The 13,767-nt window shown below is 63.7% G+C and carries 12 protein-coding genes; 4 read left to right on the top strand and 8 right to left on the bottom strand.

Annotation, left to right across the window (positions count from 1 at the left end; translation table 11 throughout):
* Positions 1–12: 12 nt before the first annotated feature.
* Both PGP17_RS04720 and cysQ read left to right on the top strand, forming a co-directional pair.
* The gene (locus tag PGP17_RS04720; RefSeq protein WP_270374432.1) at positions 13–756 is read left to right on the top strand and encodes a phosphoadenylyl-sulfate reductase; all 744 of its coding nucleotides are present in this window, start codon (positions 13–15) and stop codon (positions 754–756) included.
* Between the two features lie 24 nt (positions 757–780).
* A complete protein-coding gene (gene cysQ / locus PGP17_RS04715) occupies positions 781–1,590 on the top strand; it encodes a 3'(2'),5'-bisphosphate nucleotidase CysQ (protein ID WP_270374431.1) in 810 nt (269 codons plus the stop codon).
* Between the two features lie 27 nt (positions 1,591–1,617).
* Here cysQ and cysN read toward each other — a convergent pair whose 3' ends face one another.
* From cysN to rfbC, 8 genes are all read right to left on the bottom strand, one after another.
* Positions 1,618–3,513, bottom strand: a complete 1,896-nt coding sequence (gene cysN, locus PGP17_RS04710; protein ID WP_135945214.1) for a sulfate adenylyltransferase subunit CysN — start codon at positions 3,511–3,513, stop codon at positions 1,618–1,620.
* On the bottom strand, positions 3,513–4,481 hold the full coding sequence (cysD, locus tag PGP17_RS04705) for a sulfate adenylyltransferase subunit CysD (protein WP_270374430.1): 969 nt from the start codon (positions 4,479–4,481) through the stop codon (positions 3,513–3,515). The genes cysN and cysD overlap by 1 nt, the downstream gene beginning before the upstream one ends.
* 169 nt (positions 4,482–4,650) lie before the next feature.
* On the bottom strand, positions 4,651–5,769 hold the full coding sequence (locus PGP17_RS04700) for a DegT/DnrJ/EryC1/StrS family aminotransferase (protein WP_270375006.1): 1,119 nt from the start codon (positions 5,767–5,769) through the stop codon (positions 4,651–4,653).
* A 97-nt stretch (positions 5,770–5,866) separates the two neighbouring features.
* A complete protein-coding gene (gene glmS, locus PGP17_RS04695; protein WP_135945216.1) occupies positions 5,867–7,687 on the bottom strand; it encodes a glutamine--fructose-6-phosphate transaminase (isomerizing) in 1,821 nt (606 codons plus the stop codon).
* 111 nt (positions 7,688–7,798) lie between these two features.
* A complete protein-coding gene (rfbA, locus tag PGP17_RS04690; RefSeq protein ID WP_174235006.1) occupies positions 7,799–8,686 on the bottom strand; it encodes a glucose-1-phosphate thymidylyltransferase RfbA in 888 nt (295 codons plus the stop codon).
* A complete protein-coding gene (gene rfbD / locus PGP17_RS04685) occupies positions 8,667–9,566 on the bottom strand; it encodes a dTDP-4-dehydrorhamnose reductase (RefSeq protein WP_270374429.1) in 900 nt (299 codons plus the stop codon). Before rfbD ends, rfbA begins: the two co-directional genes overlap by 20 nt.
* Entirely contained in the window at positions 9,563–10,627 is a 1,065-nt protein-coding gene (gene rfbB / locus PGP17_RS04680; protein WP_270374428.1) for a dTDP-glucose 4,6-dehydratase, read from the bottom strand. The genes rfbD and rfbB overlap by 4 nt, the downstream gene beginning before the upstream one ends.
* Positions 10,628–10,675: 48 nt before the next feature.
* A complete protein-coding gene (gene rfbC, locus PGP17_RS04675) occupies positions 10,676–11,233 on the bottom strand; it encodes a dTDP-4-dehydrorhamnose 3,5-epimerase (protein ID WP_270374427.1) in 558 nt (185 codons plus the stop codon).
* A 256-nt stretch (positions 11,234–11,489) separates the two neighbouring features.
* Between rfbC and PGP17_RS04670 the strand changes: the two genes are divergently transcribed.
* Entirely contained in the window at positions 11,490–13,052 is a 1,563-nt protein-coding gene (locus tag PGP17_RS04670; protein WP_270374426.1) for a DUF2793 domain-containing protein, read from the top strand.
* A gap of 39 nt (positions 13,053–13,091) precedes the next feature.
* A complete protein-coding gene (locus PGP17_RS04665; protein WP_270374425.1) occupies positions 13,092–13,763 on the top strand; it encodes a hypothetical protein in 672 nt (223 codons plus the stop codon).
* Positions 13,764–13,767: the final 4 nt, after the last annotated feature.

The raw sequence follows: 13,767 nt of genomic DNA, 5'->3' as shown, positions 1-13,767 counted from the left end.
CGAAAGGCGGACATGGCCTCGCTGAAATCGGAATATCGCCTCGCACTCGAGGCCGGCGCCCAGGCCCTTGAGGCCGCCCTGTCCGGCCTGGATGCCCAGGGCGCCCTCAAGCGTTGCCTCGCCGAGATCTTCAAGGGCGAAAGCTGCGTCGTCTCCTCCTTCGGGACGGAATCGGCCGTTATCCTTCACATGGCCGCGCAGATCGCCCCGGATACGCCGGTCCTCTTCGTGGATACCGGACAGCTGTTCGACGAGACGCTGGCCTATCGCGACAGCCTGGCCGAGCGGTTTGGGCTCACGAATGTGCGCTCCCTGACGCCCAGCCCCCACGACATCGCGGCCGACGACCCCGACGGTACCCTTCACAAGACCAATCCGGACCTGTGCTGCCACGTGCGCAAGACATTGCCGCTCATACGCGCGCTGCAGCCCTACAAGGTCTGGGTGTCCGGCCGAAAGCGCTATCATGGCGGCGAGCGCGCCGATATTCCGCGCGTCGAGATCCAGGACGGCAAGTTGAAACTCAACCCGCTCTACGACTGGGACGCGGAGGCGTTGCGGGCCTATTCGCGCGAGCACGGCCTGCCACAGCATCCGCTCCTGAAACAGAACTATCTGTCGGTAGGCTGTGTGCCCTGCACTTCTCCGGTCGCCCCGGACGACGATCCGCGGGCCGGCCGCTGGGCGGGGCAGGACAAGACCGAGTGCGGTATCCATATCGGCGCCGACGGCACGATCACGCGCACGACCGGCTAGACCTCACGACATCTGGAGATGCCCATGCCCCGCGAGGCCGACGAACTCGCCGCTCTCTTCGGCGATATCTGCGCTCAGGCCAGCGTGCCGGTGATGGAGGTTTACGCCACCGATTTCACACCGGAACAGAAGGCTGACCGGTCGCCGGTGACTGCGGCCGACAAGCGCGCCGAGATGCTGATCCTCGACCGGCTTTCGCGTGACCTTCCGGACATTCCGGTCATTGCGGAGGAGAGCTATGCCGCCGGGGTGCGTCCGGACATAGACGGCGATTTCCTTCTGGTCGATCCGGTCGACGGGACCAAGGAATTCATCAACAAGAATGGCGAGTTCACGATCAATATCGCTCTGATCTCGCGCCGCCGCCCCGTGGCCGGCTGTGTCTACGCGCCCGCGATGAAGCGCATCTATATCGGCGGCACACGCGCCTGGGCCGGCCCCCTGTCGCCCGGCGAGACATTCGATGCCGCAGCGCTGGAGCCGGTCACCACCCGGCCGGTCCCGTCAGGCGGTCTCACTGCCGTGATGAGCCGCTCCCATGCGGACCAGCAGACGCAAGACTTTGCCGACCGCCACGGCGTCACACAAAAGGTCAGCGCCGGCTCCTCGCTCAAATTCTGCCTGATCGCGGAAGGACGCGCCGACCTCTATCCGCGCTTCGGCCCGACCTGCGAGTGGGACACCGGAGCCGGACATGGCGTGCTGAATGCCGCCGGGGGCTGCGTCAGCGCGCCGGACGGGTCCGAATTCCTCTACGCCAAATCCGAGCAGAACTATCTGAACGGAGCTTTCGTGGCATGGGCCACGCCCGAGCCCGGAAAACCGCAGGGCTAGCGTATCAGCGGCAAGCGCGGCTGGCGCCTAGCCGAGGCGCCCAGCCTTCTTCAGTTCCTCTATGACCTGCTCGGCCGCATCTTCGGCTGACAGATCGGCCGTCCTGACATGGAGCTCGGGCGATTCGGGCGCCTCATAGGGGCTGTCAAAGCCCGTAAAATTCTTGATCTCGCCGGCCTGGGCCTTCTTGTAGAGGCCCTTGGGATCGCGGGCGATGCAGACCTCCAATGGCGCATCGACGAAAACCTCGATGAACTCGTCTTCGCCGACCAGCTCGCGCACCATCCGACGCTCGGATCGGAAGGGCGAGATGAAGGAGCAGGTCACGATCATGCCGGCGTCCACGAAGAGGCGCGCGACCTCCCCGATCCGGCGGATATTCTCCACCCGGTCGGCGTCGGTGAAGCCCAGATCCTTGTTCAGCCCGTGGCGCACATTGTCCCCGTCGAGCGAATAGGTGTGGTGACCGGCTTCGGTCAGCTTGCGCTCGACCAGGTTAGCGATGGTCGACTTGCCCGCACCCGACAGGCCGGTGAACCAGAGTATAGCCGGCTTTTGATGCTTGATCTCGGCGCGGCGCGTCTTGGTCACGTCCATCGCATGGGTGTGCACGTTCGTCGCCCGGCGCAGCCCGAACTCGATCATGCCCGCGCCGACCGTCAGATTCGTATATCGGTCTATCAGGATGAACGAACCCGTTTCCCGAATGTCCTTATACGCATCGAATGCGATCGGCCTGGAGGTCGACAGGTTGCAAACGCCAATTTCGTTGAGCTCCAGCTTGCGCGCCGGCTCCTTGTCGAACGTGTTCACGTCCAGCTTGTGCTTCAGCGTCGTGACCGAAACCGGGGTCGTCTGGCCGCCGGCTTTCAGCAAGTAGGACCGGCCGGGCAGCATTTCGTCCGTATGCATCCAGAGGACTTCGGCCGCGAACTGGCTGGAGACCTGCGGCCGGTCGTCGGCGCCACTGAGAACATCGCCGCGCGATATGTCGATCTCACGATCCAGCACGAGTGTGACGGCCTGGCCGGCACGGGCGGCTTCCTGGTCGCCGTCGGCGGTGACGATGCGTTGCAGCACCGCCCTGGTTCCGGCCGCCGCGACGACGATCTCGTCGCCGACGGCAATCTGGCCGGACGCCACGGTGCCGGAAAACCCGCGAAAATCGAGATTTGGCCGGTTGACCCATTGCACCGGAAAGCGGAAGGGCTGGCTGGCTTCGTCGCGCGCGGTCTCGACCGTTTCGAGATGAGCCAGCAGGGTCGGGCCGGTATACCAGTCCATCGCCTCGGACGTGTGGCTGACATTGTCGCCATAGCGCGCCGACATGGGGATGGCGGTGATCGTCTCGAAATTGAGGCCATCGGCCGTCTTCAGATATTCGGCGACGATCTCGTGGAAGCGGGCGCGCGAATGATCGACCAGGTCCATTTTGTTGACCGCCAGGACGACATGGCGAATGCCCATCATGTTGGCGATGTAGGTGTGGCGCAGCGTCTGGACGAGCACACCCTTACGCGCATCGACCAGAATGACCGCGAGATCGGCGGTCGAGGCGCCGGTAGCCATGTTGCGCGTGTATTGTTCGTGGCCGGGCGTATCGGCCACCACGAATTTGCGAGTCTCGGTGTTGAAGAAGCGATAGGCAACATCGATCGTGATGCCCTGCTCGCGCTCGGCCTCGAGCCCGTCAAGCAGGAGCGCGAAGTCGATCTCCTCGCCCGCCGTGCCGTGTTTGCGGCTGTCCTTTTCCAGCGTGGAAATCTGGTCTTCGAAGATCAGCTTGGAATCGTAAAGCAGGCGCCCGATCAGCGTGGACTTGCCATCATCGACCGATCCGCACGTGATGAAGCGCAGAACGCCCTTGTCACCGGACCGGGTCAGGCGTTCGACGAGCTGCTCCCGGGTTTCTTCGAGGCGCATCAAAAATAACCCTCGCGCTTTTTCTTTTCCATCGAGCCGGACTCGTCATGATCGATCAGCCGGCCGGAGCGCTCGGAGGTGCGCGCGGTCAGCATCTCCATGACGATGTCCTCCAGCGTGGCGGCGCTGGATTCCACCGCGGCAGTCAGCGGGTAGCAGCCCAGCGTGCGGAAGCGGATCATGCGCTGGCGGGCCGTCTCGCCCGGCTCCAGCGGGAAGCGGTCATCGTCCAGCATGAAAATCTGACCGTTGCGCTCCACCGTCGGACGCTCGGCGGCCAGGTAGAGCGGGACGATCGGAATGTCTTCTTCCAGGATGTATTGCCAGATATCCAGCTCGGTCCAGTTGGAGAGCGGGAAGACGCGAATGCTCTCGCCGGGCTTCATCCGGGTGTTGAAGGTTCGCCAGAGTTCCGGGCGCTGGTTGCGCGGATCCCAGCCGTGATTGGCGTCGCGGAAGGAGAAGATACGTTCCTTCGCGCGCGATTTCTCCTCGTCGCGGCGTGCGCCGCCAAAAGCTGCATCATAGCGATGCTTGTTCATCGCATTGCGCAGAGCCTCGGTCTTCATGACCTGGGTGTGCAGGTTGGAACCCGACCCGATCGGATTGATCCCGCGCGCCACGCCCTCTTCGTTGATCTCCACGCGCAATTCCAGGCCAAGCGCTTCGGCGAGCGTGTCGCGATAGGTGATCATGTCCTTGAACTTCCACGTCGTATCGACGTGCTGAAGTGGAAAGGGCGGGCGCGAGGGATAGAAGGCCTTCAGCGCCAGATGCAACATCACGGCAGAGTCCTTACCGATCGAATACAGCATGACCGGCCGCTCGAACTCGGCCGCCACTTCGCGCATGATGAAGATCGATTCCGCCTCCAGCTCGCGCAAATGCGCCGAGAGCGGCGCGCGCGCTCGCGGCCGCGTCGTGAAGCGCTCGGCATAGGCGCGCAGAGTCTGTTGAATGTCGCTCATGACTATCCTGGAAAACCGCCAGATGGCGCAGTGCTACTCGTAGCCACGCCTGAAATCAAAAAAGGAATGCTTTTGCCGGCGGCAACGCGGGCTTGCCGTATGCGGACACAGGATGGGCACGGCCCGGCCGCGCATCGGCGTACCGGGCCGCAGCCAACAAGGGACCCGGTCAGCCCAGCGTGTTGCGGATCGCGTCGATCACGCGCTGCTGGCGCTCGCCGTCCAGATAGCCGTCTATCGGCAAGGAGACGACACGATCGGCAGCCGCTTCGGTGACCGGAAGACCGCCAGGCGCCTTGGGATAGCGCGCATAGGGCGGCTGCGTGTGCAACGGGCGCGGATAATAGACTGCCGTGGGCACACCCTGATCGGCCATCGCCTTGCGGAACGCGTCACGATCATCGACTTCGATCGTGTACTGCGCCCAGACCGACCGGCCGCCCGCGATGACGTGGTGAGGCTTGACCGCATTGCCGAAGCCCATCGCATAGCGCTGGGCCGCCTCGTTGCGTTTGGCGATCTCGTCTTCGAACACGTCCATCTTCGACAGAAGGATCGCGGCCTGGATCGTGTCGAGTCGCGAATTCATGCCGATCCGGGCATATTCGTAGCGGTCGGAACCTTCCCCGTGCACGTGCAGCGACTTGATGGTCGCGTAGTCGGCAGCGTCGCGCATCAGGATCGCCCCGCCATCGCCGTAGCAGCCGAGCGGCTTGGCCGGATAGAAGCTGATCGTGGCCACGTCGGCCCAGTGAATCGGATGTTCGTCGTTGAGCGTGCAGCCGAAGCCCTGCGCGGAATCGGCAATCAACTTGAGTCCGTGGCGCCGGGTCAGCGCGCTGATGGCCGGATAGTCGGCCGGCTGACCGAACAGGTCCACCGCGATCACGGCCACTGGATTGAGCTCACCCGCCTCCACGACACTCTCGATCGCTGCCTCCAGCGAAGCCGGGTCCATGCAATACGTGTCCGGATCGATATCGACGAATACCGGCGTCGCGCCCAGCCAGGGCACGACTTCTGCGGTGGACGCGAAGGTGAAGCTTGGCACGAACACCGCATCGCCCGGCTTCAGGCCCCACGCCATTAGCGGGAGGACCAGGGCATCAGTGCCGTTGGCGCACGCCAGCGCATGGGGCGCCCGGCCGAACTCCTTGAGCCGCGTCTCGAGCTCCTGAACCTCCGGGCCGAGGACATAGCGTCCTTCCTCGATCACCTTGGCGATGCGCCGGTCGAGATCATCCTTGATACGCGCACGTTGGGCGGCCAGGTCGATAAACGGGATCATGTCTGTCACGGAGCTAGGTCCTGTCTGCGGGCAAATAATGCGGTGCGGCGCGGGAGTAGCCGGACCCGCGCCAGCGATAAAATCACGAATGGTTTCGCTATTCTACGGTGACCGATTTGGCGAGATTGCGCGGTTGATCGACGTCCGTCCCCTTGTGAACGGCGACGTGGTAGGCGATCAGCTGCACGGCCACGGCTGCAGACATCAAATTGGCCGCGCCGCGTGCCGCGGGGAGCAGGATGCTGGCCTGCACCAGTCCCTCCAGCGCCTCGGCGCCAGCCTCGTCGGTCAGGGCCAGGACGTGCGCACCGCGTGCGCGCACCTGTTCGATAGAGGAGCGCGTCTTGGCAAACAGGCTATCGCTCGGCGCCAGCACGATGACCGACACCCCCTCTTCGACCAGCGCGATCGGACCGTGCTTGAGCTCGCCCGCCGCATAGCCCTCGGCGTGAATGTAGCTGATTTCCTTCAGCTTCAGTGCGCCTTCCAGGGCCATCGGGAAATACTGATCGCGGCCAAGATACAGCACGATCTCGCTGCGGCTGAGATCGCGGGCAAGCTGGTCGATCTGCCCGTCTGCGCGCAACGCCTCCGACATCGTGCCAGGGATGGCCATGAGCTGGGCCACATGATCGGTCACAGAAGCTGTATCCAGATGACCGCGTTCGATTCCGGCACGCACCGCCAGGCAGGCGAGCGCTGCCAGCTGGCAGCTGAACGCCTTGGTCGATGCGACGCCGATTTCCGGCCCGGCCAGCGTCGGGGCCACGATGTCGGCCTCGCGCGCCATGGTCGAATGGGCTGTGTTGACCAGCGCAACCGTGATCAGGCCCGCCGCCTTGCACAGACGCATGGCTTCTAGCGTGTCAGCGGTCTCCCCGGACTGGGAGATGAAAAGGGCAACGTCACCCTCCAGAAATGCCGGGTCTCGATAGCGGAACTCCGACGCGATATCGACCTCGGTGGGCAAGCGCGCAATGCGTTCAAACCAGTACTCGGCGACTTCACCGGCATAGGCTGCCGTCCCGCAGCCCACGATCAGGAGGCGGCTGGCCTTGGAGAAGTCGAGCCCGTCGCGGGCGCGTATGGTATTTTCCACCTGATCCACATAGGCGCCCAGCGTGCGCGCCACGACTTCGGGCTGCTCGTGGATCTCCTTCTCCATGAAATGGCGGTAGCTGCCCTTCTCCGCCAGGACCGGGGAGAGCTGCGCGGGCTGAACCGGCCGGGTGACGGCGCGCCCGGTCAGATCGGTGATGTCGACCCGGCCCGGACGAACCGCGGCAATCTCGCCGTCTTCCAGAAAGATCAGCGACTGGGCCTCGCCGGCGAGCGCGAGTGGATCGGATGCCAAATAGCCCGCCGTGTCGTCGAAACCGGCAAGCAGCGGCGCCCCCCGCCGTGCCCCCAGTAGCAGATCGTCTTCGCCATCGACCATGACCGCGAGAGAATAGGCGCCCTCCAGCTTGCGTACGGTGCGTTGAAAGGCATCGACCACGTCATTGCTCTCTTCGAGCGCAGCCGCGTAGAGCCAGGCAATGACTTCGGTATCGGTCTGACTATGGAAGGTCGCCCCGGCCTTGGTCGTCGCCTCCCGCAAACTGCGATAGTTTTCGATGATGCCGTTATGCACAACGTGGACGCGTCCGGCCGTGTGCGGATGCGCGTTGGCCTCGGTCGCGGGACCGTGGGTAGCCCAGCGTGTATGCGCGATGCCGCATGAGCCGGCCTCGCGCGAATTCCAGGCTGCTTTCAGCTCGTTGACCTTGCCGGCCACGCGGACCCGGACGATCCCGCCCTCGCCGTCTGTCACGCTGAGCCCGGCGGAATCGTAGCCGCGATACTCAAGACGCTCCAGTCCCTGAATGAGGACTCGGGCTGCGTCAGGCCGCCCGGTTACCGCGATAATGCCACACATCGAATACGTCCTAGAGGTTAGCGCCGAGGGCTTCTCCTAGAGCAGGCCGAAGACCGCGTCAGCCTGCCAGCGTGACACAATTCGTTTCAGAGTTTCACACGCTGCGCAGGTTTACCGGCCTTCTTTGGCGACCGAGGCGAGATACTTGCAGTAGGGATTCTTCGGAAATTCTTTGGCGAGGGCGCGCAGCTGGCCCGCGTCGATCCAGCCATTGCGGAAGGCGATTTCCTCCACACAGCCGACACGAAGCCCCTGGCGCTCCTCGATGGTGCGCACATATTCGGCCGCCTGCAGCAGCGCGTCGTGGGTGCCGGTATCGAGCCAGGCAAAGCCGCGTCCCAGTGTCTGGACGTTCAGGGCGCCCTGTTCGAGATACATCTCGTTCAGTGTGGTGATTTCCAGCTCGCCGCGGGCAGACGGCTTGACCTCACGCGCCATTTGCGGGGCGCGTCCATCGTAGAAATACAGGCCGGTGACTGCAAAATTCGATTTCGGCTTGGCCGGCTTTTCCTCGAGGCTCTTGGCTTTCCCCGTCTCGTCGAACTCGACCACGCCATAGCGCTCGGGATCGTTGACGCGGTAGGCGAAGACGCTTGCGCCGTCGTCTTGCGCGCTGGCGTTCTTGAGGATCTTCGAGAAGCCTTCGCCATGGAAGATGTTGTCGCCCAGCACCAGTGCGCTCGGCGCTCCGTCCAGGAATTCCTCGCCAAGGATAAAGGCTTGCGCCAGCCCGTCAGGTTTCGGCTGCACGATGTAGGAGAAGCTCAGACCCAGGCTCGATCCATCGCCGAGCAGATGCCTGAAGAGCGGTTGGTCATGCTCGGTCGTGATGATCAGGATGTCCCGGATACCGGCCAGCATGAGGACCGATAGCGGGTAGTAGATCATCGGCTTGTCATAAACCGGCAGAAGCTGTTTGGACACGGCGCGAGTAATCGGGTGAAGCCGAGTTCCAGCCCCCCCGGCCAGAATGATCCCTTTACGCATGGTGGCTCGCATCCTCGTTACTGACCAGTTCCCGCAGCGTCTCGGCGAGGGCGTCCCGCCAGTCCCGCGGCTCGATGGCAAATTGCTGCTCAATCTTCGATGTCGACAGGACCGAATTCTTCGGACGACGGGCCGGAGTGGGGTAGTCCTTTGTCTCGATCGCTTCAACATGGGGCGCAGCGAAGGCCCACCCGGCGGTCTGCTCGAAGATTTCCCGCGCGAAACCGCACCAGCTGGTCTCGCCCGCACCGCAATAATGATAGATGCCGCCGGCGCCCGGCTTGTCCATCTGGCCGGCTACCGCCACGAGCATGCGCGCAATGTCACCGGCCTGTGTGGGGCTGCCATGCTGGTCGTCCACCACTCGCAGAGCGTCGCGCTCGCGCCCCACGCGCAGCATGGTCTTCACGAAGTTGTTTCCGTGATGGGAATAGACCCAGGCCGTGCGCACGATGGCGAAGCGGTCCAGCACGTCGGCGAGGCGCTGCTCGCCTTCGAGCTTGGTCCGCCCGTAAGCGCCGATCGGTGCGACCGGGTCATCCTCGGTATATGCGCCATCTTTCTCGCCATCGAAGACATAATCGGTCGAGATGTGGATCATCGCCGCGCCGCGACGCTTGCAGGCCCTGGCGGCCGCCTCCACCGACAATGCATTGACTGCCCGGGCGAGCTCTTCTTCCTCTTCTGCGCGATCGACCGCGGTGTAGGCCGCGCAGTTGATCAGAATGTCGAAAGGCTCAGCCGCGTCTATGGCGCGCTCGACACTGGCAGGTTCGGCCATATCCAGCTCGGGCCGCGCCAGCACCTGATGGGCGACGCCCGAAGCAGCGAGCTGCCGACGCAGCTCGCTCGCGACCTGCCCGTTCGCGCCGATCTGGAGAATGGATGTCACTTGGCCCGCTCCGGGACCGAAAGGCCCAGCCGCTTGCGGGCGGTTCCATTGCGCGCCTCGACCGCCTGCCACCACCACGCATTGTCGAGATACCATTGAACGGTCTGACGCAGGCCCTGCTCCACCGTCACACGCGGTTCCCAGCCGAGCTCGCGCTTGATCTTGGTCGCGTCGATCGCATACCGGAAATCATGTCCCGGCCGGTCGGTCACATGGGTGATCTGGTCTTCATACCGGCCGCTCGCGGGCGGTGAAATCTCGTCAAGGATCGCACAGATCGTCCGCACCAGTTCGATATTCTTCACCTCGTTATTGCCGCCGACATTATAGGTCTCGCCCAGCTCGCCGCGCGTGAGAATCGTCAGCAGTGCGTCGGCATGATCCTCGACATACAACCAGTCACGAATATTCATGCCCTTGCCGTAGACGGGAATGGGTTCGCCGGCGAGCGCATTGAGGATGACGACGGGCACCAGCTTTTCAGGAAACTGGTAAGGTCCGTAATTGTTGGAGCAATTGGAAATGACGACCGGCAGATTGAAAGTCTCGCCCCAGGCGCGCACCAGCATGTCCGACGACGCCTTGCTGGCCGAGTATGGCGAATTGGGCCGGTAGGCGGTTTCCTCGGTGAACTGTCCGGTATCGCCCAGCGTACCGTAGACCTCGTCGGTCGATACATGGTGGACGCGGAAGGCCGCGGCCCGCGCGCTGTCCAGGCCGGCCAGATAGGCCCGGCTGGCTTCGAGCAGCGTGTAGGTGCCGACGATATTGGTCTCGATGAAGTCGGACGGCCCGTCGATCGACCGGTCCACATGGGATTCTGCCGCCAGGTGCATCACCGTGTCCGGCTGGTGGCGCCTGAACACCTCGTCGAGCGCGGCCCGGTCGCAGATATCGACCTGCTCGAACGCGTGGCGAGCTGGCGCCAGGTCTTTCACATTGTCCAGGTTGGCAGCGTAGGTGAGCTTGTCGAGATTGACGACGTCGAACCCGCGCTCAACCGCGGTTCGGACCACTGCCGAGCCGATAAAGCCGGCCCCGCCTGTGACAAGAATTTTCATTGTCCCCTCATCTTCCTGTCAGACCACACTGGCGCGCGTGAGTTCGGGCTAAACGCTGAACGGGGAGTCGAACTCGGCCCACGTCACCGCGTCCTTGTCCTTGCCCGAGAGCACCGGCTCGCCATCCAGCTTTCCCCAGTCGATGGCCAGGTCCGCATCGTTCCAGCGGACCGAGCCGTCGCACTCGGCCGAGTAGAAATTTGTGACCTTGTAAACAACTTCAGTATCCGGTTCCAAGGTGAGGAAGCCGTGCAGGAATCCGGCCGGGACGAGAATCTGCTTGCCGTTTTCGGCCGACAAGGTCGCGCTGACCCATCGGCCATAGGTCGCCGACCCTTTCCTGGCATCGACCGCGACATCGAGCACCGAGCCGCGGACAACTCGCACCAGCTTGTCCTGGGCAAAGGGCGGCGCCTGATAGTGCAGGCCTCGTAACGTGCCCGCATCGCGCGAATAGGAATGGTTGTCCTGAACAAATTCCAGATCGACACCCGCAGCTGCGAGCGCTTTTTGATTATACGTCTCGCTGAACCAGCCACGATCGTCACCGAACCGTCTCGGCTCGATGATCTTCACGCCGGGAAGCTCAAGGTCGGTCACATTCATTATAAAATTCGCGCTGCATCGGGCTGAAAAAGACCTGCGGGAGTCGGCATCCCGCGCGAGTGGGTAAAGCACTTCAGGCCGGGAAAGACAATCCACGCATCGCCAGGGCACGCCCTGCGATTGCAGGTCGAGCACCGCAGCTCGGCCTGTCGGCCCGGCAGGTCACGAAGCGCGATGTTGTGAGCCCGCTTCAGAGCGCGTATTGCAGAATACGGAGCGTTATTCGGCGCACATCCGTTCAGATGAGACCGTTCAATTGAAATCCGCATCGTCAGACACCCAGTTCAGGAGACATTGCTACCAGCTCCTGTCCTCCCTCGCCGAGGGCCGCCGGGTCGTAGAGGTCGGCTGCGGCGCGGGCGAGGGGCTTCGCCAGCTAGGCAGAACGGCGCGGTCCCTGATCGGGCTAGAAAGCGACGAGCAAGCGGCACGCACCGCCGGCGAACGCTATGACGGGGTCAAGCATATCCATGTCGGCCCGATGAGCGGACCGGTACTGCCGCTCGACGATAACAGTGTCGACCTGCTGGTCTGTCTCGACGAGGCTACCGCACGCCTTGTGCTGACAGACGCAGCGCGTGTTCTCTCCGGCGAGGGTCTCGCCGTCTTCCTGGAACATCTTGATGCGCAACAGCAAGGCCCTGCGGTCGACGCAGGCCTGCGATCTGCATCGCGGTATGCGCTTTCGCACATGAGCGGCTCCGTCTTCTTCCCGCTCGAGACGCCACCCGCCGCGCAGTCGGAAGCGGAGGCGGTCTTGCCGGCAGGTTGCGGCGAACCGGCCTGGGTTCTCGGACTGTACAACAAGACGGGCGCACCCGTGCCCGAGCTTTCGCCGTCCCTCTTTGCGCTGCCGGCCACGGCGGGTGAGCAGGCGGGCAATGCCGGCGAGCCGCAGACATGGATTCCGCAAAGTCTTGACCTTGAGGATACGCAGGCCGGGCTTCCAGGGGCCGCCGATCTCTTCCTCGCCCACGACATTCCCTTCCAGGTTCGCTCGCGTCAGGCGGTCATGCAGGGCGCGGAGGGCAAGAGCGCACCCTGGCTCTCCGCGTCCGCGGCCTTCATGACGGACGGCGCCATCATGGAAATCCTGGTCGCCGACGTGCAGGCCAAACGCCAGCCCGAGGCCCCGGAGCCAGGCTCGGCCTATATTCTCGCGCCGGGAAAGACGGGATCCGACTGGGCGTTCATGATCGATCATGCACTCGTTGTATGGACAGGAGGAGGCTGGCTTGAAATCCACCCGAAAGCGGGCTGGCTGGCGCGCGATACCGGCGCGGGCCGTTCTGTTATATTCGAAGGCGGCCGCTGGATATCACTCGGCACGGTGCATCTGACGGCCACCGGTGAAAAGGGGCGCCTGAACATGACAACATCGGACGAAACCGGGTCCGTGCGCGAGATATTCCATATCCCCGGCACTGCCACTGTCGACAGCGAGCCAGGCTATGGCTTGCGCCACAACGAGCATGCATGGAATGTGAGCCTGAGCCACGCCCATGGCGGTTTCTACATACACGATGCGAAGGCCGGACAGTTCCCGATGGTCATCTGGCCCGGCGCGCCGAGCGGCGCGCTCGAGGTGGGCAGTGACGGCGCTCTCATACATCGAGGGCACGCCTTCGTGTCAGCGGACGGTCATCTGCGCGTAAGAAGTATCGAGCTCGATGATCTGATTGCCGGCACACCGGCCCCGGCGGGCACAACCGTCATGGTCACGACCGCCGGCAGCGAGCCCAGGCTGGCGTTCAGCGATGGCGAGGCGTGGCGGTGGCCGGACGGTGCGGCCGTATCGGCTGCAGCGCAACGCGACTAGCCCGCCTTCAATACCGGCGCCGCCGGGTGGAGTTGGAACATGCGATCCAAGCAAGCAGTACCGGCGACCCGCGAGGCCGGCTTCACGCTGATCGAAATGCTGATCATGCTGATTATCAGCGGCTTTGTTGCCACCTTGACCATCGAGGCGATCCGCGCGGCAAGCACCAACGCGATCCGGGTCGAGCAGGCCGCACGCTCGGTTGCCGGCGAGCTGATCGATGAGCGGATTTTCCGAACTGCCGTCGAGGCCAGCAGGACCGCCTATCAGGAACGCCCGGGCCGCTTTAGCGGCGACACGACCGGCTTCCAGTCGGTTACTGCCCAGCCGGTCACCGGCTATGCGGGAGAAATGCGTCCCTATGCGGTGCGCTTTGAGCAGGAGGCCGGAGGCGTTTCCCTGATCTACGAAGAAGGCGAAGCAACCTATCAGCTTGGCTGGTGGGAGGGCGTTGATGTCGGATTCGAATATTTCGGCACCCTGCCCCAGTCGGTAGACCTTACCGGCCCAGTGCTCGAGCTGGAACGAGAATGGGTCGATACCTGGCCGCGCCCCGATCACAGCACCCTGTATTATTCACCGCTCCCGGAAGCGGTTCGCATCCAGGTGCGCTCGGAGGGGCACACCAGCCTCGATATGATCATCGCCTTCCCTGCAGACGGTGCGCCGCCGGTCCGGGTCGAGGACATAATGGGGAGGTCCATACCGTGAAGCC

Source organism: Marinicauda sp. Alg238-R41 (assembly GCF_947331485.1).
Classification (GTDB): Bacteria; Pseudomonadota; Alphaproteobacteria; order Caulobacterales; family Maricaulaceae; genus Marinicauda; species Marinicauda pacifica.
The sequence above is the reverse complement of the archived record's forward strand: the minus strand, read 5'-3'. Positions and strand labels throughout refer to the sequence as shown.

Bases quoted from the DNA above. Each gene is read 5' to 3' on its own strand.
- PGP17_RS04720 (WP_270374432.1), top strand. From the start codon at position 13: ATGGCCTCGCTGAAATCGGAATATCGCCTCGCACTCGAGGCCGGCGCC.
- cysQ (WP_270374431.1), top strand. From the start codon at position 781: ATGCCCCGCGAGGCCGACGAACTCGCCGCTCTCTTCGGCGATATCTGC.
- cysN (WP_135945214.1), bottom strand. From the start codon at position 3,513: ATGCGCCTCGAAGAAACCCGGGAGCAGCTCGTCGAACGCCTGACCCGG.
- cysD (WP_270374430.1), bottom strand. From the start codon at position 4,481: ATGAGCGACATTCAACAGACTCTGCGCGCCTATGCCGAGCGCTTCACG.
- PGP17_RS04700 (WP_270375006.1), bottom strand. From the start codon at position 5,769: ATGATCCCGTTTATCGACCTGGCCGCCCAACGTGCGCGTATCAAGGAT.
- glmS (WP_135945216.1), bottom strand. From the start codon at position 7,687: ATGTGTGGCATTATCGCGGTAACCGGGCGGCCTGACGCAGCCCGAGTC.
- rfbA (WP_174235006.1), bottom strand. From the start codon at position 8,686: ATGCGAGCCACCATGCGTAAAGGGATCATTCTGGCCGGGGGGGCTGGA.
- rfbB (WP_270374428.1), bottom strand. From the start codon at position 10,627: ATGAAAATTCTTGTCACAGGCGGGGCCGGCTTTATCGGCTCGGCAGTG.
- rfbC (WP_270374427.1), bottom strand. From the start codon at position 11,233: ATGAATGTGACCGACCTTGAGCTTCCCGGCGTGAAGATCATCGAGCCG.
- PGP17_RS04665 (WP_270374425.1), top strand. From the start codon at position 13,092: ATGCGATCCAAGCAAGCAGTACCGGCGACCCGCGAGGCCGGCTTCACG.